The sequence below is a fragment of the Streptomyces fulvorobeus genome, assembly GCF_013167895.1.
Lineage (GTDB): Bacteria > Actinomycetota > Actinomycetes > Streptomycetales > Streptomycetaceae > Streptomyces > Streptomyces fulvorobeus.
Window position 1 is genome coordinate 3,107,073 of sequence record NZ_BLWC01000001.1, and the last position, 17,331, is coordinate 3,124,403.

A 17,331-nucleotide genomic window follows, 5' to 3' on the forward strand; every position below is an offset into this window, starting at 1 on the left:
TTGGCCGGAATACGGGATCTTCGCGTCACGGTCACACGGTGCGCGCCGAGGGGGAAGCAAGTCATGAGCCAGGACGGCGCACACGGCGCTCAGGGTCGCTATGCGGGCGGTTCGGTCGCCGGTGGCCGCTACCAGCTGCGCGACCTGCTCGGCGAGGGCGGGATGGCTTCCGTGTACCTCGCGTACGACTCGGCGCTCGACCGTCAGGTCGCGATCAAGACGCTGCACACGGAGCTGGGGCGCGAGCAGTCCTTCCGTGAGCGCTTCAGGCGCGAGGCGCAGGCGGTCGCGAAGCTCCAGCACACCAACATCGTCTCGGTCTTCGACACCGGCGAGGACGAGCTCGGCGGCGCGCTGATGCCGTACATCGTCATGGAGTACGTCGAGGGCCAGCCGCTCGGCTCCGTCCTCCAGGCGGACATCCAGCAGTACGGCGCGATGCCGGCCGACAAGGCGCTCAAGGTGACGGCCGACGTGCTGGCCGCGCTGGAGACCAGCCACGAGATGGGCCTGGTCCACCGGGACATCAAGCCCGGCAACGTGATGATGACCAAGCGCGGCATCGTCAAGGTCATGGACTTCGGCATCGCGCGCGCCATGCAGTCGGGCGTGACGTCGATGACGCAGACCGGCATGGTCGTCGGCACCCCCCAGTACCTCTCGCCCGAGCAGGCCCTGGGGCGCGGGGTGGACGCGCGGTCCGATCTGTACTCGGTCGGCATCATGCTGTTCCAGTTGCTCACGGGGCGGATTCCGTTCGACGCGGACTCGCCGCTGGCCATCGCGTACGCGCATGTGCAGGAGGAGCCGGTCGCCCCGTCGACCATCAACCGCTCGATCACTCCCGCGATGGACGCGCTCGTCGCCCGCGCGCTGAAGAAGAACCCGAACGAGCGCTTCCCGAGCGCAGCGGCGATGCAGGACGAGGTCACCCGCGTGCTGAACGCGGGCGGCCGGTCCGGCGCCCCGGTGATCGTCGGCGGCAGCGGAACCCCGGGGAACAGCGGCGCGGGGGTCGGTTCGGCCGTCTTCCCGCCGGTCGACCAGGTCATGCCTCCGCCGCAGGGCGTGCAGACGCCGTACCAGCCGCAGCCCCACCAGACGCACCAGCCGTACCAGCAGCCCGGTCCGTACGGGCAGACCCCGGCGCCCACCCCGGGCTACGGCTACCCGCAGCCGTACGGGACCCCGGCCCCGCCCGCGCACGGGACCCCGCCGCCGTACACGCTGTCCCCGCAGTCGACGGGCGGCCAGGGCGGCGGCCCGAGGCGGAACATGCCGGTCATCGTGGGTTCGGTCGTGGTCGCGCTCCTCGCGATCGGCGGCCTCATCGCGGCGCTGAACCTGGGCGGCGATGACCCGGACAGCAAGAACGGCGATCCGGGTACCGGGGAGACGGCGGTGGCCGGCGAGCACAAGCCGCCGGAGCGGAACCGGACGATGGACGAGGAGGACTGCACGGACGCCCGCGAGGACTCGGACGACCCGCAGAAGGTGCAGGCGCCGAACTTCATCTACAAGGACGTCCTCTCGGCCAAGGCGTGCGTCAACGCGGCAGGCTGGACGGTCAAGGTCATCGAGGTCCCGGGCAACACGTACGCGGAGGACCAGGTCGTGGACCAGTTCCCGTCCTCCGGTACGGCGATCCCGGAGCGCGGCGCCCACTTCGAACTGAGGATCTCCACGGGCGACCCGGCCTGACGCGGGGGCTGTGGGGGTGCCCGGTTGGGGGCGCGGCCCGGCGCCTCCGCGCAGGTCTTTTCAGCACCCCTTTCGGCGCAGCCCAGGAGCTCCTTCGCCGCTCCTTCGCCTTCGGCGCAGTCCGGAACACCTTCGGCGCCCCCGGGGCGCACGTTCCGGGCGCACTTCTGGCCGCAGGTCCCGGACACCGGACATAGGTGTGGGCACGCTCCCGGCGCCTCCCGACGCACCCCCCGGGATGCCGGACCTCGCGGCCCATGTGACTCTGGGCGCATGGCTCCAGGACTCCTCCCGTCTCGGCGGCCCCGGCCGTCGCGCTGCCTGCTCTGCCTGGCGATGACCGCGGTCGCGGCGCTGGGACCCGTCGGCTGGACGTACGCGGCGGAGCGGCCGCCCGGCGGGGCCGCGCACCGCCCGGCAGTCCCGCTCCTGGCCGGCACGGGTGCGCGCGGACCGCTCGCGCCGGCTCCCCGCTCCGGGGAACTCGCGGGTACGTCCACGAGCGGCCCCTCCGCCCCTGCCACGACCGCTCCCCCGTCCCGCCCCACGGCGCCACCGCCGTGGCTCCACGTACCGGCCCCTGGGCCGTCCGGGCGTCCTTCGGCAACGACCTCCGGTTCGGCGTCGGCCACCCCCTCCGCCCCGACGTCCGCGCCGGCCCCGGCCGCCTCCGGCCGCGCGAAGCCGTCCTCCGGCGTCACGGTTCCGCCCGCCGGCTCGTCGGCGAGCCCCTCCGCTTCGGCCGACGTCTCCCCGCTCGCGGGGAGACCGGCGGGAGCGGGCCGCGCCCGTCCCGGACGTTCGCTCTCGCCGATCGAGATCGCCCGCGCCGACTCCCTCCTCGAAGAGGAGGAGAAGCCGGCGCCGGACCTCGGCGAGGCACTGCCCGAGGATGTCACCCCAGGTGCGTCACCCCGCCCGGCTCCCCAGGCGATGGACGGGCCCGCCGTGCGGCAGGTCCAGGAGGTGTCGCTCGGTGCGGGAATCGCGCTGGTCGGTCTCGGGCTGGGGTTCCTCGCACTGCGGATGCGCCGCGCCCTCTGAGGCGGCACGCGGGCCCGCTCGGCTGTTCCGGTGCTCTGGAAAGTGGTGGATCAACCGTTCCCGGGGGCACCACCGTGGTGTACGGCCCGTGTGCGAGACAATGGCGGCATGGAGATGCCGAGGAATGACCGGTCGCACGATCACCCCCAAGTCCTCGTGGTAGGACAGGATGGAATGGCAATCGGCGGCGGTGACAGTGGCGACGAATCCCGCGAGGTCCCGGTGACGGAAATGGTCGAACAGCCCGCGAAGGTCATGCGCATCGGCAGCATGATCAAGCAACTCCTGGAGGAGGTCAGGGCGGCTCCTCTCGACGAGGCGAGCCGGGTCAGGCTCAAGGAGATCCACGCCAGTTCCGTGAAGGAACTGGAGGACGGGCTGGCGCCGGAACTGGTGGAGGAGCTGGAGCGGCTCTCCCTGCCGTTCACCGAGGAGTCGGTGCCGTCGGAAGCGGAACTGAGGATCGCGCAGGCCCAGCTGGTCGGCTGGCTGGAAGGGCTCTTCCACGGAATCCAGACGGCCCTGTTCGCCCAGCAGATGGCGGCCCGCGCGCAGCTGGAACAGATGCGGCGTGCTCTGCCGCCGGGTTCGGGCCACGAGGACGAGGAAGGCGGCTCGGACCCGCACGGACCGATCAGGTCCGGCCCGTACCTCTAAGCACCACAGGGCCCGGCACATGACGCGATGTCATGTGCCGGGCCCTGCTCGTGTCGGCACTGCGCAGCCGGCATTCAGCAGCCAGCGGCCGGGCGCCTGGCAGGTACGGGCGCCTGGCAGGTACGAAGCGGGCGAAGCCGACCGAGCCGACGGGGCCGACGGGCGGGTCAGGCGGCTGACGGAGCGATCAGAAGCACCTTGCCGATGTGGGTGCTGGATTCCAGCACCCGGTGCGCCTCCGCGGCATCCGTCATCGGTACGGCGCGGTCCACGACCGGCCGGACCACGCCACTGCCGATCAGAGGCCAGACGTGCTCGCGCACAGCCGCGATGATCGCCGCCTTCTCCACGAGCGGGCGCCCTCGCAGGGAGGTGGCCGTGACCGCGGCCCGCTTGTTCAGCAGGGTGCTCAGGTTCAGCTCACTCTTGACGCCGCCCTGAAGGCCGATGATCGCGAGGCGGCCGTTGACGGCGAGTGCCCGCACGTTCCGGTCCAGGTACTTCGCCCCGATGATGTCGAGGATGACGTCGGCGCCCGCGCCGTCCGTGGCCTTGTGGATCTCCTCCACGAAGTCCTGCTCGCGGTAGTCGATGAGGATGTCCGCCCCGAGCTCCGCGCAGCGCGCCAGCTTCTCGGGCCCGCCCGCGGTCACCGCGACACGTGCGCCGACCGCCTTGGCCAGCTGGATGGCCATCGTGCCGATGCCACTGGACCCACCGTGCACCAGCAGGACCTCGCCGGGGCGCAGATGCGCCACCATGAAGACGTTGGACCAGACGGTCGCGGTCACCTCGGGCAGCGCCGCGGCCGTCGTCAGGTCCACACCCTCGGGTACGGGGAGGAGCTGACCGGCGGGCACGGCGACCTTCTCCGCGTAACCGCCTCCGGAGAGCAGTCCGCACACCTCGTCGCCGACCGTCCAGCCCGTGGTCCCGGGGCCGAGCGCCACGACGCGGCCGGCGCACTCCAGGCCGGGGTAGGGGGAGGCGCCGGGCGGCGGGTTGTAGAAGCCCTGCCGCTGCAGCACGTCGGCACGGTTGACCGCGCTGGACGCGACCTCGACGAGGACCTCGCCCTCGCTGGGTACGGGATCGGGCACCTCGGCCCAGACGAGTGCCTCGGGGCCACCGGGTTCGGGGATCGTGATCGCATACATGGCCGCGAGGCTACTCCGTGGGAGGCGTCCCGGCATTCGGCCGACTCACCCGGCCCCCGAATCCCGCCGGCCGGTCCGCTACCGCAGCCCGTTCCCCTGAGGACCGCTCGGCCCCGTGTGGGACGGAGAGGCCCGCACGATCGTGATGAGGCGGTCCGTCAGTTGCAGCGGACTGGCCGCCGGGTCGTCGTAACCGAGCAACCGGTGTCCGCGCAGCACACTGACGACCAGGTCCTCGACCTCGCGCACGTTCTTGCCCACCTCGGCCTTTATCACCGGCCGTTCGATGAGGTCGAGTCCGCTGCCCTGCTGGATCAGGTCCTCCATGACCGTGCCCGCGCTCGGGCTGAGCACGGAGAGACCGAGCAGTCGCCCGGCCGCGCTGGCGCTGGTGATCACCGCGTCGGCGCCGGACTGCCGGAGCAGCGGCGCGTTCTCCTCCTCGCGCACGGCGGCGACGATCTTGGCGCCGCGGTTGAGCTGGCGTGCCGTCAGCGCCACCAGGACGGCGGTGTCGTCGCGCTGGGTGGCGATGATGATCTGACGCGCCTTCTGGATCTCCGCGCGCAGCAGCACATCGCTGCGCGTCGCATCGCCCAGCACGCCCACGAAGCCCTCGGCGTTGGCCGCCTCGATCACTTTCGAAGCCGGGTCGACGACAACGATCTGTTCCTTCTTCAGGCCCGTGCTGCACAGCGTCTGGATCGCGGAACGGCCCTTCGTGCCGAAGCCGACGACCACGGTGTGTTCACGCAAGTTGCTTCTCCAACGGTTCAGCCGGAAGTCCTCGCGGGTCCGTTCCGTCAGGACCTCAAGGGTGGTGCCGACCAGGATGATCAGGAACAGCACGCGCAGGGGCGTCACCAGGAGCACGTTGGTGAGCCGGGCGGCGTCGCCGTACGGGACGATGTCGCCGTAACCGGTGGTCGACAGCGTCACCGTCGCGTAGTAGACGGCGTCGAGGAAGTCGACCCGGTTGTCGGCGTTGTCGTGGTACTCATGGCGGTCCACATAGACGATCAGGACCGTGGCCGCCAGCACCATCAGCGCCATGGCCAGCCGCTTGGCGACCTGTCTCAGCGGCCGGTCCATGATCCGGCGGGGCAGCATCACCCGGGTGGGGACGACATGCTCCTCGGCGCGCCTGGCCATCGCATCCTGGCCGGGAAGTTTCACGTGAAACACCCTTCCGTCCACGGCGTCGCCGAGGCCCACGGCAGATCGAGGATCTCCACCTCGGTGCCGGACCGTACCCCGCCAGGTGGCACCACTGCCAACCCGTCCGCGGCGGCGATCCCCCGGAGCATGGCGGGACCGTTGTAGTGCAGGGGCACGACGTGGTCCAACCCGTCCCCGCGCTCCGCACGATGGACGACGGGAACGAGCCGGGTGTCGTGCGGATGACCCTGCACCTCGTCATGGACGAGCGCCCGGTACGGGGGCTGGGCGGTCCGCCCCGCGATGCCCCTCAGCAGAGGCTCGGCCAGCGTGAGCAGACCGGAGACGGCGGCCAGGGGATTGCCGGGCAGCCCTACGACGTACGGCCCTCGGGGTGCGAGCCGGGCCAGCAGCATGGGGTGGCCGGGGCGGACGCCGACGCCGTCGACCAGCAGCTCGGCGCCGGCTTCGGCGAGCACCGGATGGACGTGATCGACCGGCCCGGCAGCCGTGCCTCCGGTGGTCACGACCAGGTCGGCATCCGAGGTGGTGAGGGCATGGCGCAGCGCGGCGGGGTCGTCGCCGAGCCGGCGGGGCTCGCCGGCCTCCGCACCCAGGGCCCTCAGCCAGGGACCGAGCATGGGGCCGAGCGCGTCCCGGATCAGCCCGTCGTGCGGGAGGCCGGCGGTGAGGAGTTCGTCGCCGAGTACGAGGACGTCGACGCGGGGGCGGGGCACGGCGGCCACGGCGTCGTAGCCGGCAGCGGCGGCCAGCCCCATGACGGCGGGGGTCACCAGGGTGCCGGCGGGCAGGAGCCGGTCCCCGGTCCGGCACTCCTGGCCACGCGGCCTGATGTCCTGCCCCTGAACGACCTCGCGCTGACCGTAGAGGAGCCCCTTGGCTTCGTCGATGTGCGCGTGTTCGCTGCGGATGACGGCCGTGGCGTCCGCCGGGATACGGGCTCCGGTGGCGATCCGGACGGCCTCGCCGTCGGGCAGCGCGGCGGGGGCGCCGTGCCCGGCGAGCAGCCCTTCGCCCCTCTGGACGGCCCACGGTCCCGGCCCTGCGACGACCCAGCCGTCCATGGCGGAGGTGTCGAAGGAGGGGAGATCGGTGAGCGCGTGGAGCGGCTCGGCGAGGACATGTCCGAGCGCCCGGTCGAGGGGGAGCCGGAGCGCGGCCCGTGGAACCTCACGGCCCGCCCGCGCGGCCAGGGCGCGCGCGTCGGCCCATGAGGTCTCCCGCTTCCCCGGACGGCCTGGCTGGTGAGGGCTGTCCGGGCCGCTGGGACCGTCCGGACGACACGGCCCGTCGGAAGGAACAGAGGAAGGACGAACCCGGTTCGGGGCCACAAGAGCCAAAGCCTCCTCAACAGCCCGCTCATCCTCCGCCGCCATCCCGACCATCGGGGCCACACCGGGCGCGGGAGCAGAGGCGGTGGTGGAGGCGTGGGCGGTAGGGACGTGAGTGGTGGGGTCGTGGGCGGAGAGCTTCGCGGTGGGGGCGTCGGCGGTGAGGTTGGACGCGGTGGGGCTGGACGCGGCGCGCTGGCTCGACGCGGCACCGGAGTCCGACGTACCACCGGGGTGGGAGACGGCGCCCGGGACCGCTGCGCCGCCCGCGTGCGACGCGGCGCCCGCAGACCTCACGGAACCGTCCGGCGTCTGCCCGCCGCGCTGGGACCGGGCACCGGAACCGGAGCCTGGTCCCGAACCCTCGGCCCCCTTGGAGCCCGCCGCGAAGCCCTCCGCCCCGAAGCCACCGCCCCCGGGACCGCCCCCGGCACCGCTGCCCCGAACGTCATCGCCACCACCGCCCCCGCGACGCCTGCTCACTGCGGGTCGGCCTCGTTCGTGGCCCCCGCCGCCTCTTCCTCCCACCGGAGGGCGAGGGCGGTGGCCTTGCGGACGGCCTCGGCCACCGCTTCGGCCGATGCCGGGCCGTCACCGCCCCCGGCCCTGGCCGCCGCGTACCCGACCAGGAAGGTGGTCAGAGGCGCGGCGGGCCGGGCGACGCCGTGCGCGGCGTCGCGGGCGAGGTCGAGCAGGAGGCCGGTGTCGACGTCGAGGTCGATGCCGAGTTCGTTCTTGACTGCGGTGATCCATTCGTCCAGCACGGTCCCATGCTCCCTGATACGGGCCCGGGCAGTGGCGATGTCCTCCCAGGTGTCGCAGTCGAAAGAGTCCAGCGGACCGGCGTCGACACGGGCGAGATCCAGCTCGTCCGTCAGCAACCGCAGCGGCAGCCCGGCCGGACTGCCGTGCTCGGTGGCCACGAGCGCGAGTTCCCGGCGCAGCGGCTCGGCCCGGTACACCGCGACCAGCGGCTGGTCCCGCCCGCCGGGATCGGTGCACAGCGCGCCCTCCCGGCCCTCCTGCCCGGCGGCGTCCAGCAGCGCTCCGACAGTGGAGGCCCCGAGAAACGGCAGGTCGGCGGAGAGTACGAGCAGGAACTCCGCCGTCGTGTGCCGGACCCCGGCGCCGAGCGCCGCCAACGGTCCTCCGCCGGCCGGGACTTCCCGCGTCCAGGTCACGGGCCGCCCGGTCGGCCGCCGGCCACCCACCACCACGGTGGTCCCGGCTCCGGCGCACGCCGCGAGAACCCGGTCGAGCAGCGACCGGCCGCCGACAAGGACCCCTGGCTTGTCGGCGCCGCCGAGGCGTCGGGCGGCTCCTCCGGCAAGAACGATGGCGTCATAGGCGGTCATGCCCCGAGTATGCGTGCGGCCCATCTCTGCCGGAGCCTCGGGGACCGGACACTCACCGCACTCCGGTCGCCCCTCCGCACGACGCCGTACGCCCTACGCCCCGCGCCTCCGCACGGCGCCCCGCGCCTCCCCTCCGTCACACGCCATGGCTCACACCGTGCGCAACAGCACCGCCGGCTGTTCCACACAGTCGGCCACATACCGGAGGAACCCGCCCGCCGTACCTCCGTCGCAGACCCGGTGGTCGAACGTCAGCGAGAGCTGGACGACCTGGCGCACGGCCAGTTCACCTCCGTGCACCCATGGCCTGGGCAGAATCCGGCCGACCCCGAGCATCGCCGCCTCCGGGTGGTTGATGATCGGGGTGGAACCGTCCACTCCGAACACCCCGTAGTTGTTCAGCGTGAACGTCCCGCCGGTCAGCTCGGCCGGTGTGAGCCTTCCCGTACGGGCCGCCTCCGTCAGCCGGCCGATCTCGGCGCCGAGCGACTCCACGCTCCGGGACCGCGCGTCACGGACGACCGGCACGACCAGCCCGCGCTCTGTCTGCGCGGCGAACCCGAGATGGATGTCGCGCAGCCGCACGATCTCCCGGGCGGCCGGGTCCACGGTCGAGTTCAGCTCGGGGAACTTCGCCAGGGCCGCCGTACAGATGCGGGCCAGCAGGGCGAGCACCGAGACCTTGGGGCCCGCCGAGGGACCGACGGCGCCGTTCATCGCCGCTCTCGCCGCCATCAGCTCGGTGGCATCGGCGTCCACCCAGCACGTCGCGTCAGGGATCTCGTGTCTGCTGCGCGACAACTTGTCGGCCACCGCGCCGCGCACCCCGCGCAACGGAATGCGCTCATCACCGGCACCGGGCACCGCCTGCGGTGACGAGCCGGCGAGGGCCGGCGTATCCACCACCGCTGCGGCGACCCCGGCCGTCCGCTCCTTCAATTCCCGGATCGCGGCCTCGACATCGGCGCGCAGGATCAGTCCCTCGCGCCCCGATCCCGTCACCTGACGCAGGTCGATGTCGTGCTGCCGGGCAAGCTTCCGTACAAGGGGCGAGACGACGGCCACGGGCCCCCGCACCTCCGCCGTGGCGGGCACCGGCGCGGGCGTCGGCGCAGGCGCAGGCATCGGGGCGGGCGCAGGCGTCGGGGTGGCCGTCGCGGCCCGCGCCGACACCGGCTCGGGCCTGACCCTGCGCCGGCGCGCCGCCGGGGCGCCCGTGCCGTAGCCCACCAGGACGTTGCCGGACGACTCCGCACCGGCCGCGCCGGAACCGGTCGTCCCTGACTCCTCACCGGCTTCCGGCGACCCGACCGCCACCGTCAGCAGCGGTGCTCCGACCGGGAGTTCCGCGCCCTCCTCACCGAACCGCGCGGTCACCACGCCCCCGTAGGGACACGGCACCTCCACCATCGCCTTGGCCGTCTCGACCTCGACGACCGGCTGGTCGATGGCGACGACATCACCGACCTCCACCAGCCAGCGCACGATCTCCGCCTCGGTCAGCCCCTCTCCGAGGTCCGGCAGCTTGAATTCCAGCACCTGGGCCATCAGCTGTCCGCCTCCCACTGCAACCGGGCCACCGCGTCGAGCACCCGGTCCACTCCCGGCAGATGGTGCCGTTCCAGCATCGGCGCCGGATACGGGATGTCGAATCCGGCGACTCTCAGAACCGGCGCCTCCAGATGGTGGAAGCACCTCTCGGTGACCCGGGCGGCGATCTCCCCGCCAGGGCCGCCGAACCCGGCGGACTCGTGGACGACCACGGCCCGCCCCGTACGCCGCACGGACGCGGCAACGGTCTCGTCGTCGAACGGCACCAGTGAGCGCAGATCCACCACTTCGAGGTCCCAGCCCTCGGCGACCGCGGCCTCCGCCGCCTCCAGGCAGACCGGCAGTGACGGCCCGTACGTGATGAGGGTCGCGCTGCGCCCGGTACGGCGTACGACAGCCCTGCCTATCGGCTCGACAGGTGCCGGGGCCTCCGGTGACCAGGCGGCCTTCGACCAGTACAGCCGCTTCGGCTCAAGGAAGATCACCGGGTCGTCGGAGGCGATCGAGGCCCTCAGCAGTCCGTACGCGTCGTCGACCGTGGCCGGGGTGACGACGTGCAGTCCGGGGGTGGCCATGTAGTACGCCTCGGAGGAGTCGCTGTGATGCTCCACGCCGCCGATTCCGCCGCCGTACGGCACCCGCACCGTGATCGGCAGCGGCATGGCGCCGCCGGTCCGGTTACGCATCTTGGCGACATGGCTGATCAGCTGTTCGAACGCCGGATAGGCGAAGGCGTCGAACTGCATCTCCACCACGGGCCGCAGTCCGTACATCGCCATACCGACGGCCGCTCCGAGGATTCCCGCCTCGGCCAGCGGGGTGTCCGTACACCGGTCGTCACCGAACTCCTTGGCCAGTCCGTCGGTGACCCTGAAGACCCCGCCGAGGGTGCCGACGTCCTCCCCGAGGACGTGCACCGAGGGGTCCTCGGCCATCGAGTCGCGCAGCGCACGCCCGAGGGCCTGCGCCATCGTGGCCGGTCTCGGTTTCCCCGTCCGCGTACCGGCAACCGCCGCTGCGGTCGTCATCGCCGTTCCTCCGCGTCGTCGTCGTGCTGGTCGTGCTCGGCCTCCAGCTCGACACGCAGGCGGGCCGCCTGCTCGCGCAGCTGCTCCGTCTGCTCCGCGTAGACGTGCGCGAACAGACTCATCGGGTCCAGCACCGGATCGGCGTTCATCCGCTCGCGCAGTCCGGCGGCCATCACGTCCGCCGCCTCCTTCGCCGCCACGATGCCGTCATCGTCCAGGAGACCGCGCCCGGTCAGCTCCCGCTCCAGGAGCCGGATCGGGTCGTGCGCCCGCCACGCCTCGACCTCGCTGTCCCCCCGGTACCGGGTGGCGTCGTCGGCGTTCGTATGGGCGTCCATGCGGTAGGTGACGGCCTCCACGAGCGTCGGTCCTTCACCACGCCGGGCGCGGGCCACCGCCTCACCGAGGACCTGGTGCACAGCGGCCGCGTCGTTGCCGTCGACCAGCCGGCCGGGCATTCCGTATCCCACGGCCTTGTGGGCCAGGGAGGGCGCCGCCGTCTGCTTGGCAAGCGGGACGGAGATCGCGAAGCCGTTGTTCTGGACGAGGAAGACGACCGGGGCACGCCAGACGGCCGCGAAGTTCAGTGCCTCGTGGAAGTCGCCCTCGCTCGTGCCGCCGTCGCCGACCATGGCGAGCGCGACCACGTCGTCGCCCTTGAGGCGCGCGGCGTGGGCCAGCCCCACCGCGTGCGGCAGCTGGGTGGCGAGCGGGGTGCAGAGCGGGGCGATGCGGTGCTCACGCGGGTCGTATCCGGTGTGCCGGTCGCCGCGCAGGAGGGTCAGCGCCTCGACGGGGTCGAGTCCGCGCGCCACGGCCGCCAGGGTGTCGCGGTAACTGGGGAAGAGCCAGTCCCTCTCCTCCAGCACCAGCGCGGCGGCGATCTCGCACGCCTCCTGCCCGGTGCTCGACGGGTAGACGGCGAGCCGGCCCTGCTTGGTCAGAGCCGTGGCCTGCGCGTTGTACCGGCGGCCGCGCACCAGCTCGGTGTAGAGCCGCAGCAGGAGGGCGGGGTCCGCGTCGGCTGCGGCGTCCGTGCCGAGCACGCGGTACGGCTCGGGGTCCGGGAGCAGCGGTGCCGGATCGGTGAGCGGCTTCCAGGCCGGGGGCGGCGTGGGCCGGTAGGCAGCCGCGCCTGGCAGCTCTTGGACCGTCATGGGAAGCACCTCCTGGCATCGAGGTATATCGAGGAGTGTCGAAATATTTCGATATGTCGAGGGATGGGGAGGCGCGGGTGTGGTGCGCCTCACCTACCGATTGTTCGGTCGCGGAACCATTTTGGCTACAGGCGTCGCCAGCCTGTGGACAAACGGTTCTCCACAGCCTGGGATAGAGGCAGGTCGTCCACAACAGGGAGGCACGGGGAGATGGCGTCTGAACAAATGGCCGAGAGGGGCGAGGAGACCGGGCCCGTGCCGCCCGCCAGGCCGCTCGACGTCATCGACCGCGACATCCTCCGCATCCTTCGGTCGGACGGCCGCGCCTCGATACGTTCGGTCGCCGACCGCGTCCACGTCTCGCGCGCCAACGCCTACTCCCGGATCAACCGGCTCGTGGAGGACGGCGTGATCCGCGGGTTCAGCGCGCGGGTGGACCACGAGCGGGCGGGGCAGGGCGCCTCCGCGTACATCACGCTCAAGATCGTGCAGAACTCGTGGCGCACGGTGCGCGAGCAGTTGCAGGCACTACCGGGAGCCACTCACATCGCGCTGGTCAGCGGCGACTTCGACGTACTGCTTCTGGTCCACACCCCCGACAACCGGGCTCTGCGCGAACTCGTCCTCACCAGGATCCAGGCCATCCCCGAGGTGCTCTCCACCCGGACTCTGCTGGTGTTCGAGGAGACCGATCTCGATCCAGGCCCCACCGAACTCAGCCAGGACCCCGTCAGCGGGTGACCCGCATCCCCTCGAACGCCAGCTGCACCACCGTGTCCGCCAGCTGCTCCGCCTCCGCCGGGCCGCCGGGCTGCGGGCGGTACCACTCGACCAGGGAGTTCACCATCCCGAAGAGCAGCCGAGTGGCCAGGCGTATGTCCACGTCCGCACGGAGATCGCCGTCCGCCACCGCCGCCTTGAGCAGTTCAGAGACCCGCTGGTCGAACTCGCGCCGACGCTCCAGCGCCCACCGCTCGGTCTGGGTGTTGCCCCGGACGCGCAGCAGCAGCGTGACGTAGGGGAGCTCGGTCGTCAGCACCTCGACGGTGCGCCGCGTCACGTACTCGACCCGTTCGATCGTGCGCCCGTCCGTCGCGCCGGACTCCTCCAGGATCGCGAAGAGACCGTCGAGCGCCCGGCTGACAGCCCGCCTCAGCAGCTCCTCCTTGCCACTCACATGGTGGTAGATGGACGACTTGGAGATGCCGGCCGCCTTGGAGAGGTGCTCCATGGAGGTGCCGTCGTAGCCGCGCTCGTTGAAGACACGCACGGCCACGGTGAGGAGCGTCTCAGGCGTGTACGTGTCCCGCTTGGCGGTAGTCATGCCCGCGATCCTCCCCCATGAGTTGTCCACAGGTTTCTCGGGGGCCCTTGCCCCGACCGATCGTTCGGTTACTCTAACTCCGTCCGCCCGTCCCTGCCCAGCTCGATGAGGAGTTGGTCCGTCATGGCCGCCGAGCTCTCCCCCCAGCAGCTGTCCGAGACCCACCGACCGACGCTCGACCAGGCCCTCGACGCCATCGGGACGCGCGCCTACTGGTCCCCGCACCCCGAGCACCCGAAGGCGTACGGCGAGGGCGGCGCCCCCGGCAGCCTCGGTCCGGCCGAGGGCAAGGCCGCGTTCGACGCCGTGCTGAACACCCGGCTCGACCTCGGCCAGCCGGGCACCGACGGATGGACGGGCGGCGAGACCTCGCCGTACGGGCTCGCGCTCGGCGTCGAGTACCCCCACGCCGACCCGGACGTGCTGCTGCCGGCCATGACGGCGGGCATGGGCGCGTGGCGCGAGGCGGGACCGGAGACAAGGGCCCTGGTCTGTCTGGAGATCCTGTCCCGGATCAGTGCCCGCACCCACGAGCTGGCCCTCGCCGTGATGCACACCAGCGGGCAGGCGTTCCTGATGGCGTTCCAGGCAGGCGGCCCGCACGCCCAAGACCGCGGCCTGGAAGCGGTGGCCTACGCGTACGCGGAGCAGGTGCGCACCCCGCTGACCGCCGACTGGTCCAAGCCGCAGGGCAAGCGCGACCCGCTCAAGCTGAGCAAGTCGTTCACAGCGGTGGGCCGCGGCGTCTCGCTGCTGATCGGCTGCAACACCTTCCCGACGTGGAACAGCTACCCGGGCATCTTCGCCTCCCTCGCCACCGGCAATCCGGTCCTGGTCAAGCCGCACCCGCGCGCGGTGCTGCCCCTGGCGCTCACGGTGCGGCTGGCACGCGAGGTCCTCACGGAGGCCGGTTTCGACCCCAACCTGATCGCCCTGGCCGCCGAGCGGCCGCGCGAGGGCATCGCCAAGACCCTGGCGCTGCGCCCCGAGGTCAAGATCATCGACTACACGGGTTCGACCGCCTTCGGTGACTGGCTCGAGGCGAACGCCCGCCAGGCGCAGGTCTACACGGAGAAGGCGGGGGTCAACACGATCGTCATCGACTCCACCGACGACTACCGCGGCATGCTCGCCAACCTGGCGTTCTCGCTCTCGCTCTACAGCGGCCAGATGTGCACCACCCCGCAGAATCTGCTGATCCCCCGCGGGGGCATCACGACGGACGCGGGCGACAAGTCGTACGACGACGTCGTCACGGACATCGCCGCCGCCGTCACCGGCCTCCTCGGCGACGACGCCCGCGCGGGCGCCCTGCTCGGCGCCCTGGTCAACCCGGACGTGAAGGCCAGGGTGGACGGCGCCGCGGAACTGGGCGAGGTGGCGCTGCCGTCGCGGACGGTGGCCAACGCCGACTTCCCCGACGCGGTGGTCCGTACACCGGTCATCGTCAAGCTCGACGGCACCAAGCAGGACGACGGCGCCGCTTACCTGTCGGAATGCTTCGGCCCGGTCTCGTTCGCGGTCGCGGTCGAGTCGACGGCGGACGCGCTGGCCCTGCTGAGGCGCACGGTCCGCGAGAAGGGCGCGATGACGGTCGGCGCGTACACCACGTCCCCCGAGGTCGAGCGGGAGGTGGAGGACGTCTGCTTCGAGGAGGCGGCCCAGCTCTCGCTGAACCTGACCGGCGGGGTGTACGTCAACCAGACGGCGGCGTTCTCGGACTTCCACGGTTCGGGCGGAAACCCCGCGGCGAACGCGGCGTTGTGTGACGGCGCGTTCGTCGCGAACCGCTTCCGGGTGGTGGAGGTCCGCCGCCAGGCATAGGACCCACCGCTCAGCCCTTCCGGAGGACCGGGGGTGGCCCGGGGGCACAACCCCCGGGCCACCCGCCGGCTCAGCCCGCCGTACCCCTGGACCGCGGCCCGGCACCCGAGCCGGGCCCGGCACCCGGTTCGGGCACATCCGCGTACCGCTGTACCCACGCGTGCATCGCGATGGCTGCCGCGGCACCGGCGTTGATCGACCGCGTCGACCCGAACTGCGCGATGGAACACACCATCGACGCGTGATCACGCGCCTCTTCCGTGAGTCCGGGCCCCTCCTGCCCGAAGAGCAGCACACAGCGTCGCGGCAGTACGGTCCGCTCCAGCGGCACCGCTCCGGGAAGGTTGTCGATCCCGATGATCGGCAGCCCCTCGGCCGCCGCCCAGGCGGTCAGGTCGGATGTGTCCGGGTGATGCCGTACGTGCTGGTAGCGATCGGTGACCATCGCCCCCCGGCGGTTCCACCGCCGTCGGCCCACGATGTGGATCTCCTTGGCGAGGAAGGCGTTGGCGGTACGCACCACCGACCCGATATTGAAGTCGTGGCCCCAGTTCTCCACCGCCACGTGGAAGTCGTGCCGCCGCAGGTCGAGATCGGCGACGATCGCCTCCCGCGTCCAGTACCGGTACGCGTCACCGACATTGCGCCGGTCCCCGTGGGCGAGCAGCTCGGGGTCGTACCGCTCGCCCACGGGCCACGGCTGCGGATGCGGCCCGACGCCGATCAGGGACCCGTACCCGTCGTCGTACTGGACCGGTTCGCCCGCCGGGTCGGAGGCCACATCCGGAAGGGGTTCTGTACTGCCGTTCTCGCTGCTCACCCGACGAGCGTATGGCCCCCGCCGCCCTGTGCCCCGGGAGCTCCCCTCAGCCTCATCGGCCCCTCCCCGGCCGGGCGCGGGACCCTGTGGCACACGGCGCGAGAAGAGCCGTTCGCGTGTGAGCGTGACGCGGCCACCCAGCCACACGAGGAACACCGTCGGCAGGAACACCGCGTCCGCGGCGATCATCGCCATCGAGAAGAAGGGCAGTCCGAGCAGCAGAGCGATACCGGCGTGCTCGCCGATCATCGCGACCAGCAGCACGTTCTTCACCCGCCGGTTGAACAGGGTGAACGGGAAGGCGACCTGCACGAGCACCGTGCCGTACGTCAGCACCATCACCAGCAGAGCGCTGGACGCGAGGAGGTCCGACAGTCCGGGCCACGGCGTGAAGTAGTCCAGTTTGAGCGGGTAGTAGAGCGCCGTGCCGTCCTGCCAGCGGGAGCCCTGGATCTTGTACCAGCCCGCGGTCGCGTAGATCAGACAGACCTCCGCCATGATCACGACGAGCGTGGCGTTGTGGGCCAGGTTGGCCAGGACGTCGAGCAGCGTGCGCGGCTCCCCGCCCGGCGCGAAGCGGTTCACGGCCCACCAGACACCGTTGCCCGTCCACAGCAGCCACAGCAGGGCCGGCAGCCACACGGTGCCACCGAGACCGTCCGTGAGTGTGGCCCACAGCAGTACGGGCCCGAGTACGGCCCAGAGGACCGGGCCGGTCACGTCACGCACCGGAGGAGCCCCGTCAGCCACCCGTGCGGCGTCGCGCGCCGCACGCCGCGCGTCCAGCGACCACACCTGCGCGCAGCGGGTGAGCACGAGATAGATCGCCATCAGGTGGATGACGTTGTCACCGCCGTCACCCATGAAGATGCTGCGGTTCTGCAGGGAGAGCACACCGACCATGAAGAGGACGGACATCGTCCGGCTGCGCCAGCCGACCATCAGCAGCGCTGCCGACACCACGGAGAACGCGTACACGCTCTCGAACCACACCGTGCCGTCCGACCACATGAGCACCGTGAAAGCGCCGTTGTTCCCCAGGAGCTCCTCGGCCATGCCCCACTGCCACGGGCCGTCGGGGCCGTACATCTCGTGACGGTGCGGGAACTCGCGGAGCAGGAACAGCATGTACGTGGCCGAGAAGCCGATGCGGATGACAGCGCTCTGGTACGGGCCCAGGGCGGCGGAGGTGACGCGCTGAAT

Annotated in this window: 14 protein-coding genes and 1 pseudogene; 5 read left to right on the forward strand and 10 right to left on the reverse strand. The window is 71.8% G+C overall.

The features are described 5' to 3' along the window. The first annotated feature begins 63 nt into the window (after positions 1-63). The 3 genes from Sfulv_RS14030 (at position 64) to Sfulv_RS14040 (ending at position 3,402) form a co-directional block, all read left to right on the forward strand. A complete protein-coding gene (locus tag Sfulv_RS14030) occupies positions 64-1,701 on the forward strand; it encodes a protein kinase domain-containing protein (RefSeq protein WP_173314013.1) in 1,638 nt (545 codons plus the stop codon). A gap of 273 nt (positions 1,702-1,974) precedes the next feature. Next, a complete protein-coding gene (locus Sfulv_RS14035; RefSeq protein WP_173314014.1) occupies positions 1,975-2,745 on the forward strand; it encodes a hypothetical protein in 771 nt (256 codons plus the stop codon). Positions 2,746-2,853: 108 nt separating this feature from the next. Continuing rightward, complete coding sequence (locus Sfulv_RS14040; protein WP_173314015.1) at positions 2,854-3,402, forward strand: bacterial proteasome activator family protein; 549 nt, start codon at positions 2,854-2,856, stop codon at positions 3,400-3,402. Between the two features lie 167 nt (positions 3,403-3,569). Here the strand turns inward: Sfulv_RS14040 and Sfulv_RS14045 are convergent, their stop codons facing one another. From Sfulv_RS14045 to pdhA, 7 genes are all read right to left on the reverse strand, one after another. Beyond that, positions 3,570-4,559: an NAD(P)H-quinone oxidoreductase gene (locus Sfulv_RS14045; RefSeq protein ID WP_173314016.1), complete on the reverse strand. Its 990-nt coding sequence runs from the start codon at positions 4,557-4,559 to the stop codon at positions 3,570-3,572. A 78-nt stretch (positions 4,560-4,637) separates the two neighbouring features. Next, positions 4,638-5,774 carry a potassium channel family protein gene (locus tag Sfulv_RS14050; protein WP_256668921.1) on the reverse strand — a complete coding sequence of 379 codons (1,137 nt, stop codon included), beginning with the start codon at positions 5,772-5,774 and terminating at the stop codon, positions 4,638-4,640. After that, on the reverse strand, positions 5,732-7,123 hold the full coding sequence (locus Sfulv_RS14055; RefSeq protein ID WP_371874717.1) for a molybdopterin molybdotransferase MoeA: 1,392 nt from the start codon (positions 7,121-7,123) through the stop codon (positions 5,732-5,734). The genes Sfulv_RS14050 and Sfulv_RS14055 overlap by 43 nt, the downstream gene beginning before the upstream one ends. Positions 7,124-7,548: 425 nt before the next feature. After that, positions 7,549-8,424: a DUF6457 domain-containing protein gene (locus tag Sfulv_RS14060; protein ID WP_173314018.1), complete on the reverse strand. Its 876-nt coding sequence runs from the start codon at positions 8,422-8,424 to the stop codon at positions 7,549-7,551. A gap of 150 nt (positions 8,425-8,574) precedes the next feature. After that, a complete protein-coding gene (locus Sfulv_RS14065; RefSeq protein ID WP_173314019.1) occupies positions 8,575-9,972 on the reverse strand; it encodes a dihydrolipoamide acetyltransferase family protein in 1,398 nt (465 codons plus the stop codon). Then, complete coding sequence (locus tag Sfulv_RS14070; protein WP_173314020.1) at positions 9,972-11,003, reverse strand: alpha-ketoacid dehydrogenase subunit beta; 1,032 nt, start codon at positions 11,001-11,003, stop codon at positions 9,972-9,974. The genes Sfulv_RS14065 and Sfulv_RS14070 overlap by 1 nt, the downstream gene beginning before the upstream one ends. Then, complete coding sequence (gene pdhA, locus Sfulv_RS14075; protein ID WP_173314021.1) at positions 11,000-12,160, reverse strand: pyruvate dehydrogenase (acetyl-transferring) E1 component subunit alpha; 1,161 nt, start codon at positions 12,158-12,160, stop codon at positions 11,000-11,002. The genes Sfulv_RS14070 and pdhA overlap by 4 nt, the downstream gene beginning before the upstream one ends. 210 nt (positions 12,161-12,370) lie before the next feature. On the opposite strand from pdhA, the gene Sfulv_RS14080 reads away from it, so the two are divergent. After that, positions 12,371-12,901 (forward strand): Lrp/AsnC family transcriptional regulator, encoded by a 531-nt coding sequence (locus tag Sfulv_RS14080; RefSeq protein WP_371874665.1) that lies wholly within the window; start codon positions 12,371-12,373, stop codon positions 12,899-12,901. Here the strand turns inward: Sfulv_RS14080 and Sfulv_RS14085 are convergent. After that, positions 12,891-13,484, reverse strand: coding sequence for a TetR/AcrR family transcriptional regulator (locus Sfulv_RS14085; protein WP_173314022.1), 594 nt, complete (start codon positions 13,482-13,484; stop codon positions 12,891-12,893). The two genes, Sfulv_RS14080 and Sfulv_RS14085, sit on opposite strands and share 11 nt — an antisense overlap. Before the next feature lie 123 nt (positions 13,485-13,607). On the opposite strand from Sfulv_RS14085, the gene paaN reads away from it, so the two are divergent. Further along, the gene (gene paaN / locus Sfulv_RS14090; RefSeq protein ID WP_173314023.1) at positions 13,608-15,308 is read left to right on the forward strand and encodes a phenylacetic acid degradation protein PaaN; all 1,701 of its coding nucleotides are present in this window, start codon (positions 13,608-13,610) and stop codon (positions 15,306-15,308) included. 70 nt (positions 15,309-15,378) lie between these two features. On the opposite strand, the gene Sfulv_RS30400 is transcribed toward paaN, so the two are convergent. Beyond that, entirely contained in the window at positions 15,379-16,089 is a 711-nt protein-coding gene (locus tag Sfulv_RS30400) for a TrmH family RNA methyltransferase (protein WP_371874718.1), read from the reverse strand. Next, positions 16,075-17,331: pseudogene (locus Sfulv_RS30405) on the reverse strand (HTTM domain-containing protein); the annotation flags it as partial. The gene Sfulv_RS30400 and the pseudogene Sfulv_RS30405, both read right to left, overlap by 15 nt.